The sequence below is a fragment of the Colwellia sp. Bg11-28 genome, from assembly GCF_002836245.1.
In the GTDB taxonomy this organism is placed as follows: Bacteria; Pseudomonadota; Gammaproteobacteria; order Enterobacterales; family Alteromonadaceae; genus Colwellia; species Colwellia psychrerythraea_A.
In genome coordinates this window covers 823,726-840,867 of the sequence record NZ_PJBA01000006.1, presented here as the reverse complement: position 1 = coordinate 840,867, position 17,142 = coordinate 823,726, and the positions used below count along the sequence as shown (strand labels likewise).

Sequence of the window (17,142 nt, the reverse complement as noted above, 5' to 3'; positions counted from 1 at the left end):
AAATTAACTAGTCTCGTTGATACAAAAAAGGCTGTTGAGCATATTAGAACAGTTATGTTCGAAAAGTCTCAACAGCCCTTTACTTGTTTTATTACTCCACAATCTTATTTTGGGTAATAAACTGCATCATTTTCTGCCATAGTAATCAAAGCTTCACATGGAGTATAACGCTCGCCATGCTGCTCAGCCCATTGACTTAATTGAGCAACCACTGACTTAGCACCAATTTTATCAATATAACGTAGCGGTCCACCTAAAAAGGGTGGAAATCCAATACCGAAGATCGCACCAATATCACCATCTCTAGCATTTCTCACTATACCTTCATCAACACAGCGTGCCGCTTCATTTAGCATCATGTAAGTACAACGTTTACTAATTTCTACTGCTGATAGACTTCCCATAGGCTTAATATTTAGTAAGCTATAGATAGTCTCATCTACTTGTTTGTGGCCTGATTTAATACCTTTGAAAGTATTTTGTAAATTCTTAGTAAAAGTTGGCTTTTCGTACTGATAAAAACCCTTCTTTACTTTTTTACCTAAACGACCATCTGCAAGTAATTTATCAAACGCCGCTGGTGCTGCAAAACGCTCACCAAGATCTGCCTGCAAGATGGGTCCAATTTTAGCGCCAACGTCAACTCCCACTTCATCAAGCAGTTGCATCGGTCCTACAGGAAAACCAAATTTTACCAGTGCTTTGTCTATTTTATCAATGGGCTCACCAGCAAGAAGCAGAATAGCGGCTTCATTCATATAAGGTGCTAAAATACGATTGACATAAAAACCTGCTTTGTCTTTAACAACAATAGGAGTTTTACCCTGTTTTTTAGCAAAAGCCACTGTATTTGAAATAGTTTGATCAGAGGTTTTATCGTGAGGAATTATTTCCACTAACGGCATTTTATCAACCGGCGAAAAATAATGTAGCCCAATTACATTTTCAGGTCGTTTTGCGTTAGCAGCAATCTTCCCTATTGGTAAACTAGAGGTATTGCTGGCAAAAATAGTTTTATCATGCCCTTGCGCTTCAACCTCAGCCACCATGTTTTGTTTCAATGTTAAATCTTCAAATACTGCTTCAACAACAATATCAAGGGCTTTAAAACCCGTATATTCCACACTACCGGTTATCATAGCTAACTGTTTTTGCATTTCGCTGTTAAGTAAAAAGCGACGCTTAACTTTTTTATTCAGTATTTGATAGCTGTATTTTAATGCTTGGCCAATACCTTTGTGGCTAATATCCTTAACACGTACAGGCATATTCGCTTTAGTTGCAGTGACAAAGGCAATACCGCCCCCCATTAAACCGCCACCTAAAACACCCGCTTTAGTCATTTTTTCTGGCATAACATCTGCAACGCCCTGCTCTTTCTTCATTGCTGTTGTCGCAAAGAATAACTGACGTAGTTGCGCAGATTCATCACTCATCACCAGATCGGAAAAATGCTCAGCTTCTACTCTATAGCCCTTTTCAGCTGAAGATTCGATACCAGTGCGAATGCAATCAATAATTTTAGCTGGTGCTGGATAATTACCTTGGGTTTTTGCTAGCACAGTTTTTTGCGCTTGTTGATAAACAACTTTTCGACCAACAGCATTATTTTCTAGCAACTTATCCATTAAGCCTTGTTTGCGCTTAACTGTCTTTTTACCACGTTGACGCAAAGATATTGCTAAATCTTCAGCAACCGTAAGCAACACACTGCTTGGCACAACATCATCAACTAAACCTGATTTTAATGCTTGTTTAGCGCGTAATTGCTTGCCCGTAAGCATCATGTCTAAGGCTTTTTGTAAACCGACTAACTGAGGTAAACGCTGAGTACCGCCACTACCTGGCAATAAGCCTAATTGCACCTCAGGTAAACCCAAAGCAGTTTTACTATTATCACTACAAACTCGAGCATGACATGCCATAGCAAGCTCTAAACCGCCACCTAAACATGCACCATCGATAGCCGCAACAATAGGAATAGGTAATTGCTCTAGCAAAGAAAATATTCGTTGTCCTTGTCGAGATAAAGCAACAACTTCATCGCGGCTTTGACAAGCATCGAGCATATTAATGTCAGCACCGGCTACAAAAGAGCCTTTTTTACCACTGCACAGCACTATGCCGGTAATTGCTTTATCAACTTTAATTTCAGCCAATACCGCATTAACTTGCTCAGTAAACTCTGCTTTAAGAGTATTTACATTTTCACCAATAACATCAATCACTAAATGAGCGATACCATTATCATGGCGAACTATAGTAAAAGCACTGCCTGTTGGCTCTACTGGGTCATTATGCTCACTTACTTTTTCGTCAGTGACTTTTGCTTCAGCAGCATCGTTACCATAAGCCTTGGTAATACTATTTTCAGCAGTGCTATTTACTTCATTATTCACTTCATTACTTTCTTCAGCATTATCTTTAATAGTACCTTCACTATCATTTGATTTTATTTCTTGAGTCATTAGTCTGTCTCCACAATCATTGCCGCGCCTAAACCACCTGCAGCACAAGCTGTTGTTAAACCAACACCACCACCACGACGGTTTAATTCATTAAGGGTTTGTGTGATAAGTCTTGCACCCGTAGCAGCAAAAGGGTGTCCATAGGCGAGCGAGCCCCCCATAACATTAAATTTATCCATATCAATGTCACCAATAGCTTTATCTCTGCCAAGTTGCTCTTGAGCAAACTTAGTACTACCAAACATTTTCATGTTCGCTAGTGCTTGGGCTGCAAATGCTTCGTGCATTTCAATCAAATCTAAATCGGCTAAATTCATGCCCGCACGTTGTAATGCAATAGGAGTGGCATAACTTGGACCCATGAGCATGTCTTGCCAAACATCGATGGCAGCAAAACCAAAACTACGAATATAACCTAATGGTTTATAACCTAGCTCTTTCGCTCGTCCTTCACGCATTAGTAGGATAGCTGCACCACCATCGGTCAACGGCGTACTTGTAGCAGCGGTAACTGTGCCATGCTTGCGATCAAAAACTGGTTTTAATTTAGCATAACTTTCTAAAACAGAATTTTCTCGAAAACAATTATCTCTATCGATAAAGCTTTTATAAGGTTCAGCATGAACTGTCATGACCTCACCTGCTAATTTACCTTCTTGCCAACTCTTGGTCGCTAAAGTGTGCGATCTGTGGGCTAATGCATCTTGATCTTGACGAGAAATTTGATAAGTTTTCGCCATTTGCTCTGCCGTTTGTCCCATAGAAATACCGGTAGAGTATTCAGCGACAGCTGGAGAAACGGGTAATAAATCTTTCAAACCAAGACGACTAAGTAGTGAAAGTTTCTGCCCTAGTGATCTTGCTTTGGTTAAATCAACTAACGTGCGTGCAAGCTTTTTAGAAACACCTATAGGTGCCACTGATGATGAATCAGCACCGCCAGCAATACCAACATCAACGTGCCCAGCCATAATAGATTCAGCAACGTTAACCGTTGATTGAAAACTAGTAGCACAGGCGCGCGAGACACTGTAAGCATCAGTACGAGTATTCATACCGGTACCCAAGACGATTTCACGAGCAATGTTTGGCGCTTCCGGCATTTGAACTACTTGACCAAAAACAAGTTGATCAATGATCCCTGGGTCAACATCGTGTTTTTGTAATAATTCATTAACAACGATTTTGCCCAAATCAACTGCTGGAACACCATGAAAAGCCGTTGCCTGTTTAGCAAACGGAGTACGCAAGCCAGCAACAATTGCTATGCGCTCACCCGTCGAAGTTGTTAGTCTTTTTATTGTCATTTATTACTCCACACACTCTGTATTTATAATTTAAACTCAAGAGGTCTGACCTCTTTAACTAACTTGATTCTAACTAACTCTAGAAAAAATTCAATCATTACCTGCGTTCAAAAAAGATTAACGACAACTTTATACATTTTATAGTTGTAAATTACTGTTAAAATTTTGTTACCATTCACTTGTTTTATTACATAAAAACCTTATATAAAATACTAGCTTAATTTATATTAACTTTTTCCTTAGTTTAACAGTAAACAGCTGAAGCTCTCTTATGAATGAGTGCCAAGCCCAGTTATCACTAAGTTTCACATTATAACGACCAATATTAAAAGAATTTATCCGTATGGCAATTGAACATTTTTCTACCTTAAAACAACATTTATCTTCACAAATAATTGGTCAAGAAGCGTTAGTTGAGAATTTGCTTATTGCCCTATTGGCTAATGGTCACTTAATTGTTGAAGGTCCGCCTGGTCTAGCAAAAACACGTGCCGTTAACGCATTAGCACAGGGACTAGAGGCTGATTTTCATCGTATTCAGTTTACCCCAGATTTATTACCCGCTGATTTAACCGGTACCGATATTTATCGTCCAGAAGATGGCACCTTTGTTTTTCAACCCGGCCCTTTATTCCAAAATTTAGTGCTTGCTGATGAAATCAATCGAGCGCCAGCTAAAGTACAGTCGGCTTTATTAGAAGCGATGGCAGAGGGACAAATAACTGTTGGTCGTAAAACATATGACTTACCTGAGTTATTTTTAGTCATGGCAACGCAGAATCCTATTGAGCAAGAAGGTACTTACCCGTTACCTGAAGCACAATTAGATCGCTTCTTAATGCACATTGAAATTGGTTACCCTGATGCCGAAAGTGAGTTAGCAATACTGAAACTAAACCGTGGTGAAGCGTTAAGATCAAATGCTAATCATGGTAATGACTCAAGCGAAAAAGAAACATCTACCAAAGAAAACAGTTTGCGAACATTAAGCCAAAGTGAAATTTTTTCAGCACGTGAGCAGGTGCTAAATATACATATGGCCCCTTCATTAGAAAACTATATCGTTGATTTAATTATCGCCACGCGTCAACCTGAAAAGTATGATGATAAATTAAGCACTTGGCTTGCCTTTGGCGCTAGTCCTCGTGCCACCATTGCTTTAGATAGATGTGCTCGAGCTCGCGCTTGGTTACATAATCGAGATTTTGTCAGCCCTGAAGATATTCAAGCCGTTTTCCACAATGCCCTTAGACATAGAATTTTACTAAGCTATCAAGCTGAAGCCGAAGGTGTCACTGCTAATCAAGTACTTGATCATATTTTAAGCCAAGTTGCTGTTGCTTAGTGTCGAATAAATTATGAAATCGGATGAGCAAATAGAGTTACTTTATGTGGTTTAATCGTCAAAAAAAATCGTCTGCAAAATCCTTGAATAAGGATGCAACTCAATCCTTACTTGCAAGCTTATATAGTAATGGTATTGATTTATCTATGCAGGAACTATTGCAATACCAAAATAAGAGTCGTTTGATTGACTTGGCTGGTAAAAAGAATATTCAAGGTAAGCAAGCCGGTAATTATCTATCTCGTAGTAAAGGCCGAGGCATGGAGTTTGACGAAGTGCGGCATTACCAAACAGGTGATGATGTTCGCGCCATTGACTGGCGAGTAACTGCCCGTACCGGAAAAACCCACACTAAACTTTTTCGAGAAGAAATAGAAAGGCCGGTACTGGTTGCCACTGATTTGAGCCAAAATATGAATTTTGGCAGCAAACTTCTTTTTAAATCTGTCCAAGGCGCTCATTTAGCGGCACTTATTGCTTGGCACGCCAAAATCCGTGGTGATCGTTTGGGTGGTTTAGTGTTTTGTGATGAACAGCATATTGAATTAAAACCACGCAGTCGAAAAGCCGGTGTATTGCATTACTTGCATGCGTTAACCACCCTAAATAATCAAAAAAAGCAAACACCGCTCGAAGAAAACGATTCTGCGCTAGATAAACAACAAGAAACCACAACACAACATAAAAATCATTATTTTGAACAACACTGTGCTCGATTAAGACACCTTGCTAAACCCGGCTCACTTGTTTATTTGATCACCGACGGTCATGCGCTACGAGATGAAAAAAGCTGTCCGCATGCTATAAGGCACCTAAGCCAGATTAGTAAACATTGTGAGTTAGTACTTTGTTTAATTAGTGATCCCCTTGAACAAGCACTGCCCGAGAGCTCACTAAAATTAGCAGTAACATTTACTGATGGTATCAATCGACAGCAATTAACATTAGGTGATAACAACACCGCAGAGCAATACCAACAACAAGCCCTTGCGCAACATGAAAAAATGCAGTTGTTGCTGCAATCAACAGGCGCCCGAGTTATTCACTTTAGTGCAGGGGAAAGCCTCGAGCAGCAATTAAAATATGGGGCATCGTTATAATGGCAATAGCAAACTCGCCTACTCTTCCTGGTCAACTACCTCAAGGTCAATCGGCTCAATTACAATTGCATGATATTCATGTACCTGAGCAAGTGAGTAATTTCCCAATTGCCCCGGGCTGGTGGATTTTACTGGCATTACTTGTTATTGGTACGTTTTGGCTTTATAAAAAACGCAAACAACGCATACAGTTAAATGCCAGTAAAAAACAGGCCTTAACGGTACTAGAAAACAATCCAACGCTCAGTGCTAAAGAATGTATTACCTTATTGAAATGGGCTGCGATGCAGTACATTAATCGTCAACAATTAGCTAAGTTATATGGCCAGGGTTTTCAGGATTTTTTAATGAATCAATTACCTGAAAAGCATCAAGCTAGCTTTACTAAATTAATTAATACTGCATTTGAAGCGCAATACCAAGCACAGAAAACAGCAACAGCTGATATTGACCGTGATTGCCATCAAGCGACCAAATTGTGGTTAAACTATGCGCTTCCTATTACACAGCCTCTCGTTATTGATGAGGCTCTACCTAATGATGAAACATCAACTTTTAATACGCCTATGCCCATCGAAAAAGAAAAGGAGTTAAGCAAATGATAAGTTTTGCTTGGCCCTGGTTATTTGCCCTATTACCTCTGCCGCTGATTATTTATTTTTTACCGGCTAAAAAAAGTACGAACCAACAAAGCGCACTTATCATGCCGGAGCTTATTAATGTATCAAGCACTGCGATGAGCGATCAGCAAAAGCGTAAAGCACCTTTGATTATTTTAACGACTTGTTGGGTTTTATTGATTCTCGCTGTTAGTCGTCCTCAATGGCTTGGTGAAGCAATTGATATCCCCAGTGAAGGTCGTGAAATGATGATTGCTGTTGATCTTTCCGGCAGTATGGAAATAGAAGACATGAGTCTTAACGGTCGCAATGTAAACCGTTTACAGATGCTTAAGGTTGTCCTTGGTGATTTTATCGCGCGTCGTGTCAGTGACCGTCTCGGTTTAATCTTATTTGCCGATGATGCTTACATGCAAACGCCGATGACCTTTGATAGAAAAACAGTAAAGCAAATGTTAGATGAGAGTGAGCTCAATCTTGTCGGCAAAAAAACCGCCATTGGCGATGCTATCGCACTTGCAGTAAAGCGTTTTGATGCAAAACAAGAGTCTAACAAAGTTTTATTATTGTTGACCGATGGTCAAAATACTGCAGGAAAAATAACCCCAGAGCAGGCATTAGAGTTAGCCGTTGCTAAAGATATTACTATCTACACCGTAGGTATTGGCGCCGATGTTATGCTGCAAAAATCAATGTGGGGAACACAGCGTATTAATCCATCGAGCGATTTAGACGAGCAAAGTTTAGCAAATATCGCGAAGCAAACGGGTGGCCAATATTTTCGTGCCCGAGACAGCCAAAGCATGAGTGAGATTTATGGTTTGTTAGATAAACTAGAACCGATTAAACAAGAACAACAACAAATGCGACCACTGAGTGCCTTGTTTTATTGGCCACTAGCATTGGCTGCCCTACTTTGTTTTGTATACTTACTCAGCTTACATTTCAGCTTTTTATTGCCCACTAAAAACGCTACTACAAAAAACAATACCAGCACGAATAAAGATGGTGTCAGCGCTATGGGTGGTAAATAACATGTCGGCACAACAAACCAACTTATTCACTGATTTAACTCAATTCGCTAACGACTTCTCTTTCGAAGGCCTTAGCTTCGAAGGGTTAGTCAATAACTTCCACTTTATTCGACCTTGGTGGTTATTAGCCTTTATTGCTTTGTTTTTAATACTGTTTATTTTAAAGAAAATTCGTTATTACCAATCACCTTGGCAACATTTCTTACCTGCTCACTTAGCCAATGCTTTATTGGAAAATTCGCAAAAAAAAGGGGCACAAACCTCTTCGTCACAACCACGTTTTTGGTTAAAACCTTTTATTATGGGTAGTTCTATTATTTTAGCTCTAGCTGGACCTGCATGGCAAAAGTTACCACAACCGGTTTATCAACTAGAACGTGGCGCTGTGCTTGTTATGGATATGTCTTACTCCATGTACGCAACGGATGTGAAACCCAATAGGTTAACCCGTGCTCGTTATAAAGCCATCGATTTACTTAAAAAGATAAATGAGGGTGATGTTGGCCTAATTGCCTATGCCGGTGATGCTTTTATTATTAGCCCTTTGACGCAAGATATTAAAAACATTGAATTGCTTTTACCTTCCCTATCACCTGATATTATGCCGGTTTATGGCGCTAATGCTTTGGCTGCACTGACTCTAGCGGATAAAACATTAAAAAATTCCGGTCATGTGAGGGGCGATATTTATTGGTTTACTGATGATATTGATAAGGAAGAAATATCAGATATTTATGACTGGGCTAACGACAACGACCATAAAGTGAATATCTTAGGTGTAGGCAGTAAAACTGGCGCACCGATAAAGCTAAGTAGTGGTAAATTACTCAAAGATAACAAAGGCGCTATTGTCATTCCTAAGTTACCCGAAAGTAGATTGGCGGCAATATCTAAGCGTAGCAGAGGCGTCTATCACACCATGACCAATGACGACACCGATATAAAAGCGCTGACCGCTCACTTAAATTCAAATCTAGACGATAAGATTAATTCACAGTCGTCAAAGAGTTCAAATGATCAGCAAAGCGAACAACAAAGTAAACAAGCAATGCAAGGAGATCAGTATCAAGAGCAAGGACCTTGGTTACTCATCATCATATTGCCATTACTGTTAACTTATTTTCGCCGTGGTAGCAGTATATTGGCAATAACTTGGCTTATGCCACTGACTTTATTGTTCAGTCTTTCATCTATCAGCCCTGTCAGCTTTGCCGCTTCAGATTCTGAAACAGTAAAATCTAGTGATCCATCTACGAGTGAGCCTAGCGTTAATAGCGCTAGTCAACTTTGGCAAGACTTGTGGAAAACCTCAGACCAACAAGCACAACAGCATTACCAACAAGAGGACTATCAGCAAGCTGCTAAGCAGTTCAAAGACAGCCAATGGCAAGGCAGTGCTCACTATAAAGCGGGGAATTATGAACAAGCATTACAAGCTTTCAAACAAAGTGATAATGCTCAATCGCTTTATAACCAAGGTAATTCGCTCGCACAGCTACAAAAAGTTGATGAGGCGATTGATGCTTATAAAAAAGCACTGAAAAAAAATCCTGAGTTAAATGATGCCAAAGACAATTTAGCAAAACTAGAAGAACTTAAAAAACAGCAAGAACAGCAAGAACAACAGTCTCAAGGTGATCAGAAAGATCTGGACTCTCAAGATCAATCGGAGGGGGATGAACAAGATAAAAAAGAGAATCAAGAGAGTCAACAAAGTAAGGACGGTCAAAAAGAACCTCAAGATCGGTCCCAAGGTGACCAAGAACAGAGTGACCCGCAGCAACAAGGACAAGACGATAAACAGGAAAAGCAGGACAAGCAGGATCAAGATGCTCAGCAGCAAGCGAAAAATGAACAGCAACAAAAAGAAGAACAAGCTAAGCAAGCCGAAGCTTCTGATGATGAGCAAGACCCAAGTGATGAGAAATCTTTAGCTCAACAAGCCAGTGATAGCAAAAAACAAGAAACTGAGCAAAAACATCAACAACTATTAAATAAGGTGACTGACGACCCTTATTTATTATTACGAAATAAAATGCGTCTCGAATATCAAAAGCGCCGAAGTGAAGGTTCATCTCAAGGAGTAACCAAAAAGTGGTAACAAATTTTTCAAATAAGATAACAGTTAACGGGCCGTTTTATTTCCTGCAAAGCCTTATGCTATTTATCTTGATTATGGCTACATTTTTGTTCAGCAATAACGCCTTCGCTTTATCAAAAGTTACAGCAGTTGTTGATAAAAATCCCGCGATGATTAACGAGTCGATTCTTTTAACGGTCACTGCTGATGATGATGTAAACCGTAATGCATTAGACACCACCCCATTACTGCGTGATTTTATTGTCGGTCAAACATCGGTTAGTTCGCAAACGAGTATGATCAACTTTAAAACTAGCCGAGTTACCAAGTGGCAAATAGTTTTAATTGCCCGCAGCGCGGGGCAGTTCATTATTCCTGCTCTTACTATTGAAAACCAGCAAAGTGAGCCGGTTGAACTGACGGTTATCGCAGCCAAGGATACAGGCAGCAACACGCAAACTGATATTTTTGTTACTAGTGAGTTATCCAGTAATGAAGTTTACGTTCAGCAACTATTAACTTTATCAATTAAGCTACACTTTGCCGTTGACCTTAAAAGTGGCAATTTAACTGAGCCAAGCTTAACGGGCGCTACCATAGAAAAGATAGGCCAAGACAAACAATCAGATAACATTATCAACGGCAAGCGTTACCGCGTAATAGAGCAAACTTATGCCATAACTCCAGAACAAAGTGGCGAATTTACCTTAAAAGCTCCACTATTTTCCGGTGAAATACTCCAACCCTCGAAACGACGTTCGAGCTTTCTAAGTTTTGCCCAAACTAAACCAGTCAGTATTTTAGGTGATGCGCAAAATATCGTTGTTTTACCAATACCGGCGAACTATCCAAGTAATGCACAATGGTTACCTACTGATATACTGACTCTGCATCAAGAGTGGCCAACGGGAAATGATCAATTTACCGTTGGCGAGCCAATTACGCGCACTATTACGCTGACAGCTGCGGGCCTTTCAAAATCACAGTTACCCAAACTTGAAATGCAAAGTAGTCGTGGTTTAAAAATTTATCCTGACCAAGCTGAGTTAAATGCCAACCTAAGAAATGATCGATTGGTCAGCCAAAAAGTTCAAAACTTTGCCCTAGTGCCAAGTACTGCCGGAAACTTTGTATTACCTGAAATGGGTATTACGTGGTTTAACACCATTACCAATAAAATCGAAGTGGCGACACTGCCCTCAAAAACGATCACGGTTGAAGCCGGAGAAGGAGTTATTGCGAATAACTTCAATGATGCAACTAATAAAATTGCTAGCTCTGTTAGTAATTCTGCTAATAGTTCTGAAAACTTAACAGCCCAGTCCCCTGCTGCTGTTACTGAGGTACTTGTTCAAGACAAACGTCTACAATGGTTGTTTCTTAGTTTATGGTTATTAACAAGCTTGGCCTGGTTGGTTCAATTCTTTTATTTGAAGCAAAACAATCAGAAAAACACCAATCATCCATCTGATAATGCAAAAAATGTTGTTAATTCGGGTAATAATTACCTTGCACTTTTAGCTGCCTGTAAGAAAAACAACGCTGAACAAGCATTAAATTTAATCTTGCCTTGGTTAAGACAATTATTACCGGTTAATAAATCAGGCTTAGAAATAAATAATATTGCTCAAGCTCAAGCAATTGTTCAAGACCAAAGCTTTGCCACTGCTCTTAATGATCTACAGCAACACCTTTATGGAAAAAGCGCGATCAATGGAGCCCCCTCCTGGCAAGGTTTGGCATTGCTAAACGCTATTCAAACTGTTCATAAGCAACAAAGTGATAAAGTAAATAATCATCATTTATTACCACTCAATCCATAAAGATTAAGTCTTGCCTATACTCTATTAAGTTACTTGGTTGATTGTTCATCAAGTAGCTTGATAACTTATTTGATAAATATTTACTAAATAATCACTACTCTTTGAAATAATCTTCACCCTACTAGGGTCTATAAACATATGATGACAAAACAAGTTAGATATGAGGCGCTAGTAAAGGCGCTACACGGTGATTTATATCGCTATGCCTATTGGCTATGCCACGAAAAACAAGTGGCTGAAGATTTGGTGCAAGAAACCTTTTTACGAGCTTGGCGTGCCCTTGATTCGCTTAAAGATGAAAAAGCGGCCAAGTCATGGTTAATCACTATTTTACGACGAGAGAATGCCAGACGTTTTGAGAGAAAACGTTTTGACATGAGTGAATATGAAGAGGCAAGCATAACCGATACTAAATCAGTGACTACAGAGCAAGAGCTTGAAAATCACTGGTTAAGGGAAAAAATTTCACAATTGCCGCCTGAATATTCTGAACCGTTAATTTTACAAGTATTAGGTGGTTTTAGCGGAGAAGATATTGCCGCTATGTTAGATCTAAATAAAAATACAGTAATGACACGTTTATTTAGAGCAAGAAACCAGCTTAAAGAAGCTTTAGAAGCAGAGCCAGTAAAACGAGGTATGTACAATGGATGATTTGCAGTTTAGACGCGCTATATATGCCGATCCCAACAATCAGGATGCTGATGCTATATTGGCTCAGGAACAAGATCCAAGCAAAAAACAATTTGCTCAAGAGATTTGTCAGTTAGATGAAAAAATTAAACAGGCATTACAAATTCCTGTACCTGATGATTTAGTCGATAAATTGATTTTGCGACAGACCTTAGCAACTCACCAAGTGCAAAAGCGTAAAACTCGCGTGCATCTCGCATTAGCAGCATCTGTTGCCATCGTGGGCGGCTTAGTACTTAATTTTATGCAGTTTTCGAGTGCTTATCACAACCTAGGTGATTATGCGTTAGCCCATGTTTATCATGAGCAAGGAAATATTGCCAACAATGCCAGCAGTCAAGTAACGTTAGCGTCATTAAACCAGAAGATGGCGGCTTTTGATGGTAACTTTAGCCAATCTTTAGGGAAACTGTTGTGGGCTGATTACTGCCGATTTGACGGTATGAAGAGTTTGCATTTAGTTTACCAAGGTAAAACTAGTCCTGTTACTGTTTTTATTGTTCCAAAAAATGAACAATTAAACTTTACTGATTCTTTTAATGATAAAGCTCTTTTTGGTAGTTCTCTTGAATTTAATCGCAGTAATATCATTGTTGTCGGAGATAAGAATGAGTCTTTAGGACAGTGGCAACAAAGTATCAGTGATACCGTGTCTTGGTCTATATAACTATATTACCCTCAAGGTTCATCACCTAATCGCAATATAGCAAAGTGAACACTTCACTAACACATAAAAAAAGCCCTGATAGTACTATCAGGGCTTTTTTATTTTAGCGCATTAAAACCTACTTCAAATTATAAGGTGTTCTCAAATAATTTATAAATACGACGGTATTCATTTAACCAAGAGCTAGGTTGTACAAAACCATGTGGTTCTACTGGGTAAATAGCCGTTTCAAAATCTTGCTTTTCAAGTTCAATTAAACGTTGCACTAGACGAACAGTATCTTCGAAAAACACATTGTCGTCGACCATAGGCGCATTGATTAATAATGGTTTATTCAGTCCTTCTGCAAAATAAATAGGCGAACTACGTTCATAAGCGATAGCATCATCTTCAGGTGTATTTAAAATATTCGAAGTATAACCATGGTTGTAATATGCCCAATCAGAGACTAAACGAATAGCTGAGCCAGAAGCGAATAAGTCAGGGTCAGTGAACATTGACATTAACGTTAAGAACCCGCCGTAAGAACCACCATAAGTACCAACACGTTTTGCATCTACATTAGCATTTTCAATTAGCCAGTTAACACCGTCACGCATATCTTCTACTTCAGGTTTACCCATGTGACGGTAAATAGCAGTACGCCACTCTCGTCCGTAACCAGCAGATGCTCGGTAATCCATATCAATAACAACGTAACCTTGTTGTACCAACATAGAGTGGAACATAAATTCACGGAAGTAACCTGACCAACCTAAATGAGAATTTTGCAGATAACCGGCACCATGAGTAAACATTACCGCACGATTTTTTTCTGAGGTCATATCAAAGTTCTTAGGAAAATATACTTTTGAGTAAATCGGCTCTTTTTGTTTGCTTGACGCAATAGCAATAACAGATGGAGCAGACCAAGGCATCGCTAGAAACTGCTCAGATACTGTGTGAGTAATTCGTTGTGCTGCATCACCCGCTTTTAAACTTTGTACATAAAGCTCTGGCGGCATTGTTACCGTAGAATGTTCAATTAACAGTTTTGATTCATCAGGACTCAAGGTGTAATTATTTTTACCCCCTAAATTAGTCAACGCAGTTAATTTTTTAGCTAAATCAACTTGGTATATTTCATAAATACCTGGGTGTTTTTTATTTGCTTTAAAGATAAATCGTTGACTATCAAGCATTGGTGTAACACTGCTTACTTCAAACTTACCAGACGTTAACTTAACTGCTTTTGAATTCAGGCCTTTATAATATAAGTGAGAATAACCTGACTCTTCAGATAAATAGTAAAGGCTGGCTTTATTGCTAGCGTTTAACCAACCAAACTCATTAAAGCTCCAGTTAATCCAGGCATCATCATGTAGTTTATGTTGGGTAACTAATTCATTTTTTGTAAAATCAACCGTAGTTAACCAGCGGGTTTTGTTATCCCAAGCTTCTAACATTAAGGCTAGGTGTTGACCGTCGCTACTCCACTTAATAGGGTTATTCATTTGAAGTACATGAATATTACGTGCTTTTTTTTCTGATTTGTATGTCTTACCTTTACGAGCAAAGTTTTCAGACTTTACGCTAGCTAAAACATCATCACGAAAGCCTGGTAAGTTGTCATAACTTAACGCTTGTTGTTTGCCTGTTACTAAATCAAGCAGGAACAATTGCTCTTGATATTGTCGATTGTTCGCAACGCGAGCACGGACTTTTTCAGCAGCAATCACACCATCTTTAGTAATGTAATTAGGCATAATATCTGTTTTATCACGACTTGATTTTGCTGATGTAATACTCACCAATAGTTTATCGCCTGATGGAGATAAACTTGCATGTGCTACTCTATTGTCTTTACCAAAATAAAACTTACTGTCATTAACTGCTGTGTTTTCAATAGCTAGACGTTCTTTTTGTGTTTGCTTTAACGCAGTGTTGCGTTGTTGCAAAGCAATGTAGTTAATTAACTTATGCTGCTCTACTGCTAAGTAACTTTTAGGTGCAATAGTTCTAGCAGGTTTTGCTGACATTTTTAAACTGGCCAGCTCTTTAATTTGACCTGTTTGTAGATTATGAGCATAAAAAACATTACCTACTTGGTAAGCTATCTCTCCATTATTCAAAAAGAGTGCATTACGTTCAGCATTTGAGGTAAAGGTAAGCTGTTTTATCGTATTACTGAGCAGCGTTTTTACAAAAACATCACCATTAAAAGTGTAGACTTTATGAGTGCGCGTTTTATTCAGCACTCCGTTTTGATAGGAAACAGTATGCTTACTTGATAAATTGACTGGTGAAGCTTCGTTATTATTTAACAGGTTTACTGCATACAAATCACGTAGAGGGTTACCTAGTTGCTTCTGCTGATAATAGATGCTGCTACTATCATCTCCCCAATACCAAGACTCTGGCGCGCGACCGAACCAATCTGGATCTGCCATTATCTGCTCTAAAGTGATGATATCCGTTGCTTGTGCATTGGTTGCAACAGCGCCTTGAATTTTCTCTGGCGCACTGGTATTTAACTGCTCATTAAGTTGAGTATTACTACAAGCGGCTAATGAAAAGCTAAGTGCTGCGGCAATAAATTGTAATTTCATAAAATAAATTCTTTTGTTGAGTTCTGTTGTTAAAAAATGAATGAGGAGACGCTAAGTTATACCAATGAGATTGGTATTAATCACTAATACTGGCAACTATTGAGCATGTAATTAACCCGATATCCTAATCGAAAAAATCAACAAAGGGTAAAAGAAAACGACCAATAGCGCTTTATCTGCGTTAAAATATAATGGTTTACACATACTATCATCATTGGACATATTGTTATGCTTTGCCCTTGCGGTTCGTCGTTGCCATTTAATGCTTGTTGCCAACTTTATATTACACAACAAAAACACCCCAGCACCCCTGAGCAATTAATGCGCTCGCGCTTTAGTGCCTATGCAACAAAAAATGGTCAATATGTTTTTGACACTTATGCTGCCTCCCAGCGGTTGAAGCAGTCTGTCACTGAAATTCAAACGTGGGCGGATGAATGTATTTGGTTGGCATTGAAAATACATGAAAGCGATGAGACTACCGTAGAATTTTCAGCCTATTACGTGGTTGATCAAACCTTGTGTGAATTACGTGAAAAGTCAAACTTCACTATTGAACAAGGTCAGTGGCGCTATATTGATGGCGATATCACCGTACACAATGAGATTGTGACGGTTAAACGTAATGAAATTTGTCCATGCAACAATTATCCAACGGCATGGTCAGCAAAAAGAAATAAAAAATTTAAACATTGCTGCGCTAAGCAAATAGGTATTTAAACGTTTATATAACGCTTATTTAGTTAAGCAATGGCGCTTTAACTAAAGACTGTTGAATGCCATCTAACCAGGCCTTGGCATTAAAGTTTAATGACTGACTAAGTGGTTTATCTGTTTCAATTGTTGCTGAATTTAATTGTTCTTCTTGTAACTGGTTATTGTATGCTTTGCTTAACTCTGCTGCTTGCTTATGCTTGAGTTGAGTAAATAAACTCGTATTTTCTAAGACTTGGCTTTCAATATGTTTTTTATCATCACGAAATGCCAAAGGTTTAGGCATCATAGCGTTAGTTAAATGTATATTAGCTAGGTCATTACCTACAATAGTATGCGCTTGATTGAATTGGTTAACATCTTCCGGCGTGGTTAATGCCAATGCGGCTTCGTCGGGTAGGTTAAACTGTTTTCTCAAAGCAACAGTCGACAAATCAGCAGGTGTTACCTCTTTGGTTTTCGGTAACAAAAATTGGCTTTGTTCACGTACATCTTCAGCTAACATAGCCAACATCAAACTAAAATCAGCACGACGGGTTTGTTCAACACTTTCATTTAGTTGTTCACCAAGTTGCAACTCATGAAGTAAAACGTTAGTTGATGAAAAGTCAGTGGCTAAATGCCCAGCACAGTTCTTTATCACGTCATTACTTTGTGAGATGTTATTTGTTGAAAACTGCTGTGAAAGCTCTACTGCCAATGC

The 17,142-nt window shown here is 39.0% G+C and carries 13 protein-coding genes; 9 read left to right on the top strand and 4 right to left on the bottom strand.

The annotated features are described in order from the left end of the window. Window positions 1-104: 104 nt before the first annotated feature. Window positions 105-2,468, bottom strand: a complete 2,364-nt coding sequence (gene fadJ / locus CXF79_RS10640; protein ID WP_232769141.1) for a fatty acid oxidation complex subunit alpha FadJ — start codon at window positions 2,466-2,468, stop codon at window positions 105-107. Next, a complete protein-coding gene (fadI, locus tag CXF79_RS10635; protein WP_101154893.1) occupies window positions 2,468-3,775 on the bottom strand; it encodes an acetyl-CoA C-acyltransferase FadI in 1,308 nt (435 codons plus the stop codon). The genes fadJ and fadI overlap by 1 nt, the downstream gene beginning before the upstream one ends. Before the next feature lie 343 nt (window positions 3,776-4,118). Here fadI and CXF79_RS10630 point away from each other — a divergent pair, with 343 nt between their 5' ends. The 8 genes from CXF79_RS10630 to CXF79_RS10595 all read left to right on the top strand — a co-directional run bounded on the left by CXF79_RS10630 (window position 4,119) and on the right by CXF79_RS10595 (window position 13,137). Beyond that, the gene (locus CXF79_RS10630; protein ID WP_101154892.1) at window positions 4,119-5,120 is read left to right on the top strand and encodes an AAA family ATPase; all 1,002 of its coding nucleotides are present in this window, start codon (window positions 4,119-4,121) and stop codon (window positions 5,118-5,120) included. Window positions 5,121-5,164: 44 nt separating this feature from the next. Then, a complete protein-coding gene (locus tag CXF79_RS10625; RefSeq protein WP_101154891.1) occupies window positions 5,165-6,220 on the top strand; it encodes a DUF58 domain-containing protein in 1,056 nt (351 codons plus the stop codon). Next, on the top strand, window positions 6,220-6,822 hold the full coding sequence (locus tag CXF79_RS10620; protein WP_011043945.1) for a DUF4381 domain-containing protein: 603 nt from the start codon (window positions 6,220-6,222) through the stop codon (window positions 6,820-6,822). Before CXF79_RS10625 ends, CXF79_RS10620 begins: the two co-directional genes overlap by 1 nt. Further along, window positions 6,819-7,874 (top strand): vWA domain-containing protein, encoded by a 1,056-nt coding sequence (locus CXF79_RS10615; protein WP_101154890.1) that lies wholly within the window; start codon window positions 6,819-6,821, stop codon window positions 7,872-7,874. Before CXF79_RS10620 ends, CXF79_RS10615 begins: the two co-directional genes overlap by 4 nt. A gap of 1 nt (window position 7,875) precedes the next feature. Further along, window positions 7,876-9,975 carry a VWA domain-containing protein gene (locus tag CXF79_RS10610; RefSeq protein ID WP_101154889.1) on the top strand — a complete coding sequence of 700 codons (2,100 nt, stop codon included), beginning with the start codon at window positions 7,876-7,878 and terminating at the stop codon, window positions 9,973-9,975. Between the two features lie 86 nt (window positions 9,976-10,061). Further along, a complete protein-coding gene (locus tag CXF79_RS10605; RefSeq protein WP_232769140.1) occupies window positions 10,062-11,777 on the top strand; it encodes a BatD family protein in 1,716 nt (571 codons plus the stop codon). Between the two features lie 138 nt (window positions 11,778-11,915). Then, window positions 11,916-12,431 (top strand): sigma-70 family RNA polymerase sigma factor, encoded by a 516-nt coding sequence (locus CXF79_RS10600; protein WP_011043948.1) that lies wholly within the window; start codon window positions 11,916-11,918, stop codon window positions 12,429-12,431. Continuing rightward, a complete protein-coding gene (locus CXF79_RS10595) occupies window positions 12,424-13,137 on the top strand; it encodes a DUF3379 family protein (protein ID WP_011043949.1) in 714 nt (237 codons plus the stop codon). Before CXF79_RS10600 ends, CXF79_RS10595 begins: the two co-directional genes overlap by 8 nt. A 128-nt stretch (window positions 13,138-13,265) precedes the next feature. Here the strand turns inward: CXF79_RS10595 and CXF79_RS10590 are convergent, their stop codons facing one another. Continuing rightward, entirely contained in the window at window positions 13,266-15,725 is a 2,460-nt protein-coding gene (locus CXF79_RS10590) for a S9 family peptidase (protein ID WP_101154888.1), read from the bottom strand. Between the two features lie 228 nt (window positions 15,726-15,953). Between CXF79_RS10590 and CXF79_RS10585 the strand changes: the two genes are divergently transcribed. Then, entirely contained in the window at window positions 15,954-16,445 is a 492-nt protein-coding gene (locus CXF79_RS10585; protein WP_101154887.1) for a YchJ family protein, read from the top strand. 19 nt (window positions 16,446-16,464) lie between these two features. On the opposite strand, the gene CXF79_RS10580 is transcribed toward CXF79_RS10585, so the two are convergent. Continuing rightward, the gene (locus CXF79_RS10580; RefSeq protein WP_232769139.1) at window positions 16,465-17,139 is read right to left on the bottom strand and encodes a VC2046/SO_2500 family protein; all 675 of its coding nucleotides are present in this window, start codon (window positions 17,137-17,139) and stop codon (window positions 16,465-16,467) included. Window positions 17,140-17,142: the final 3 nt, after the last annotated feature.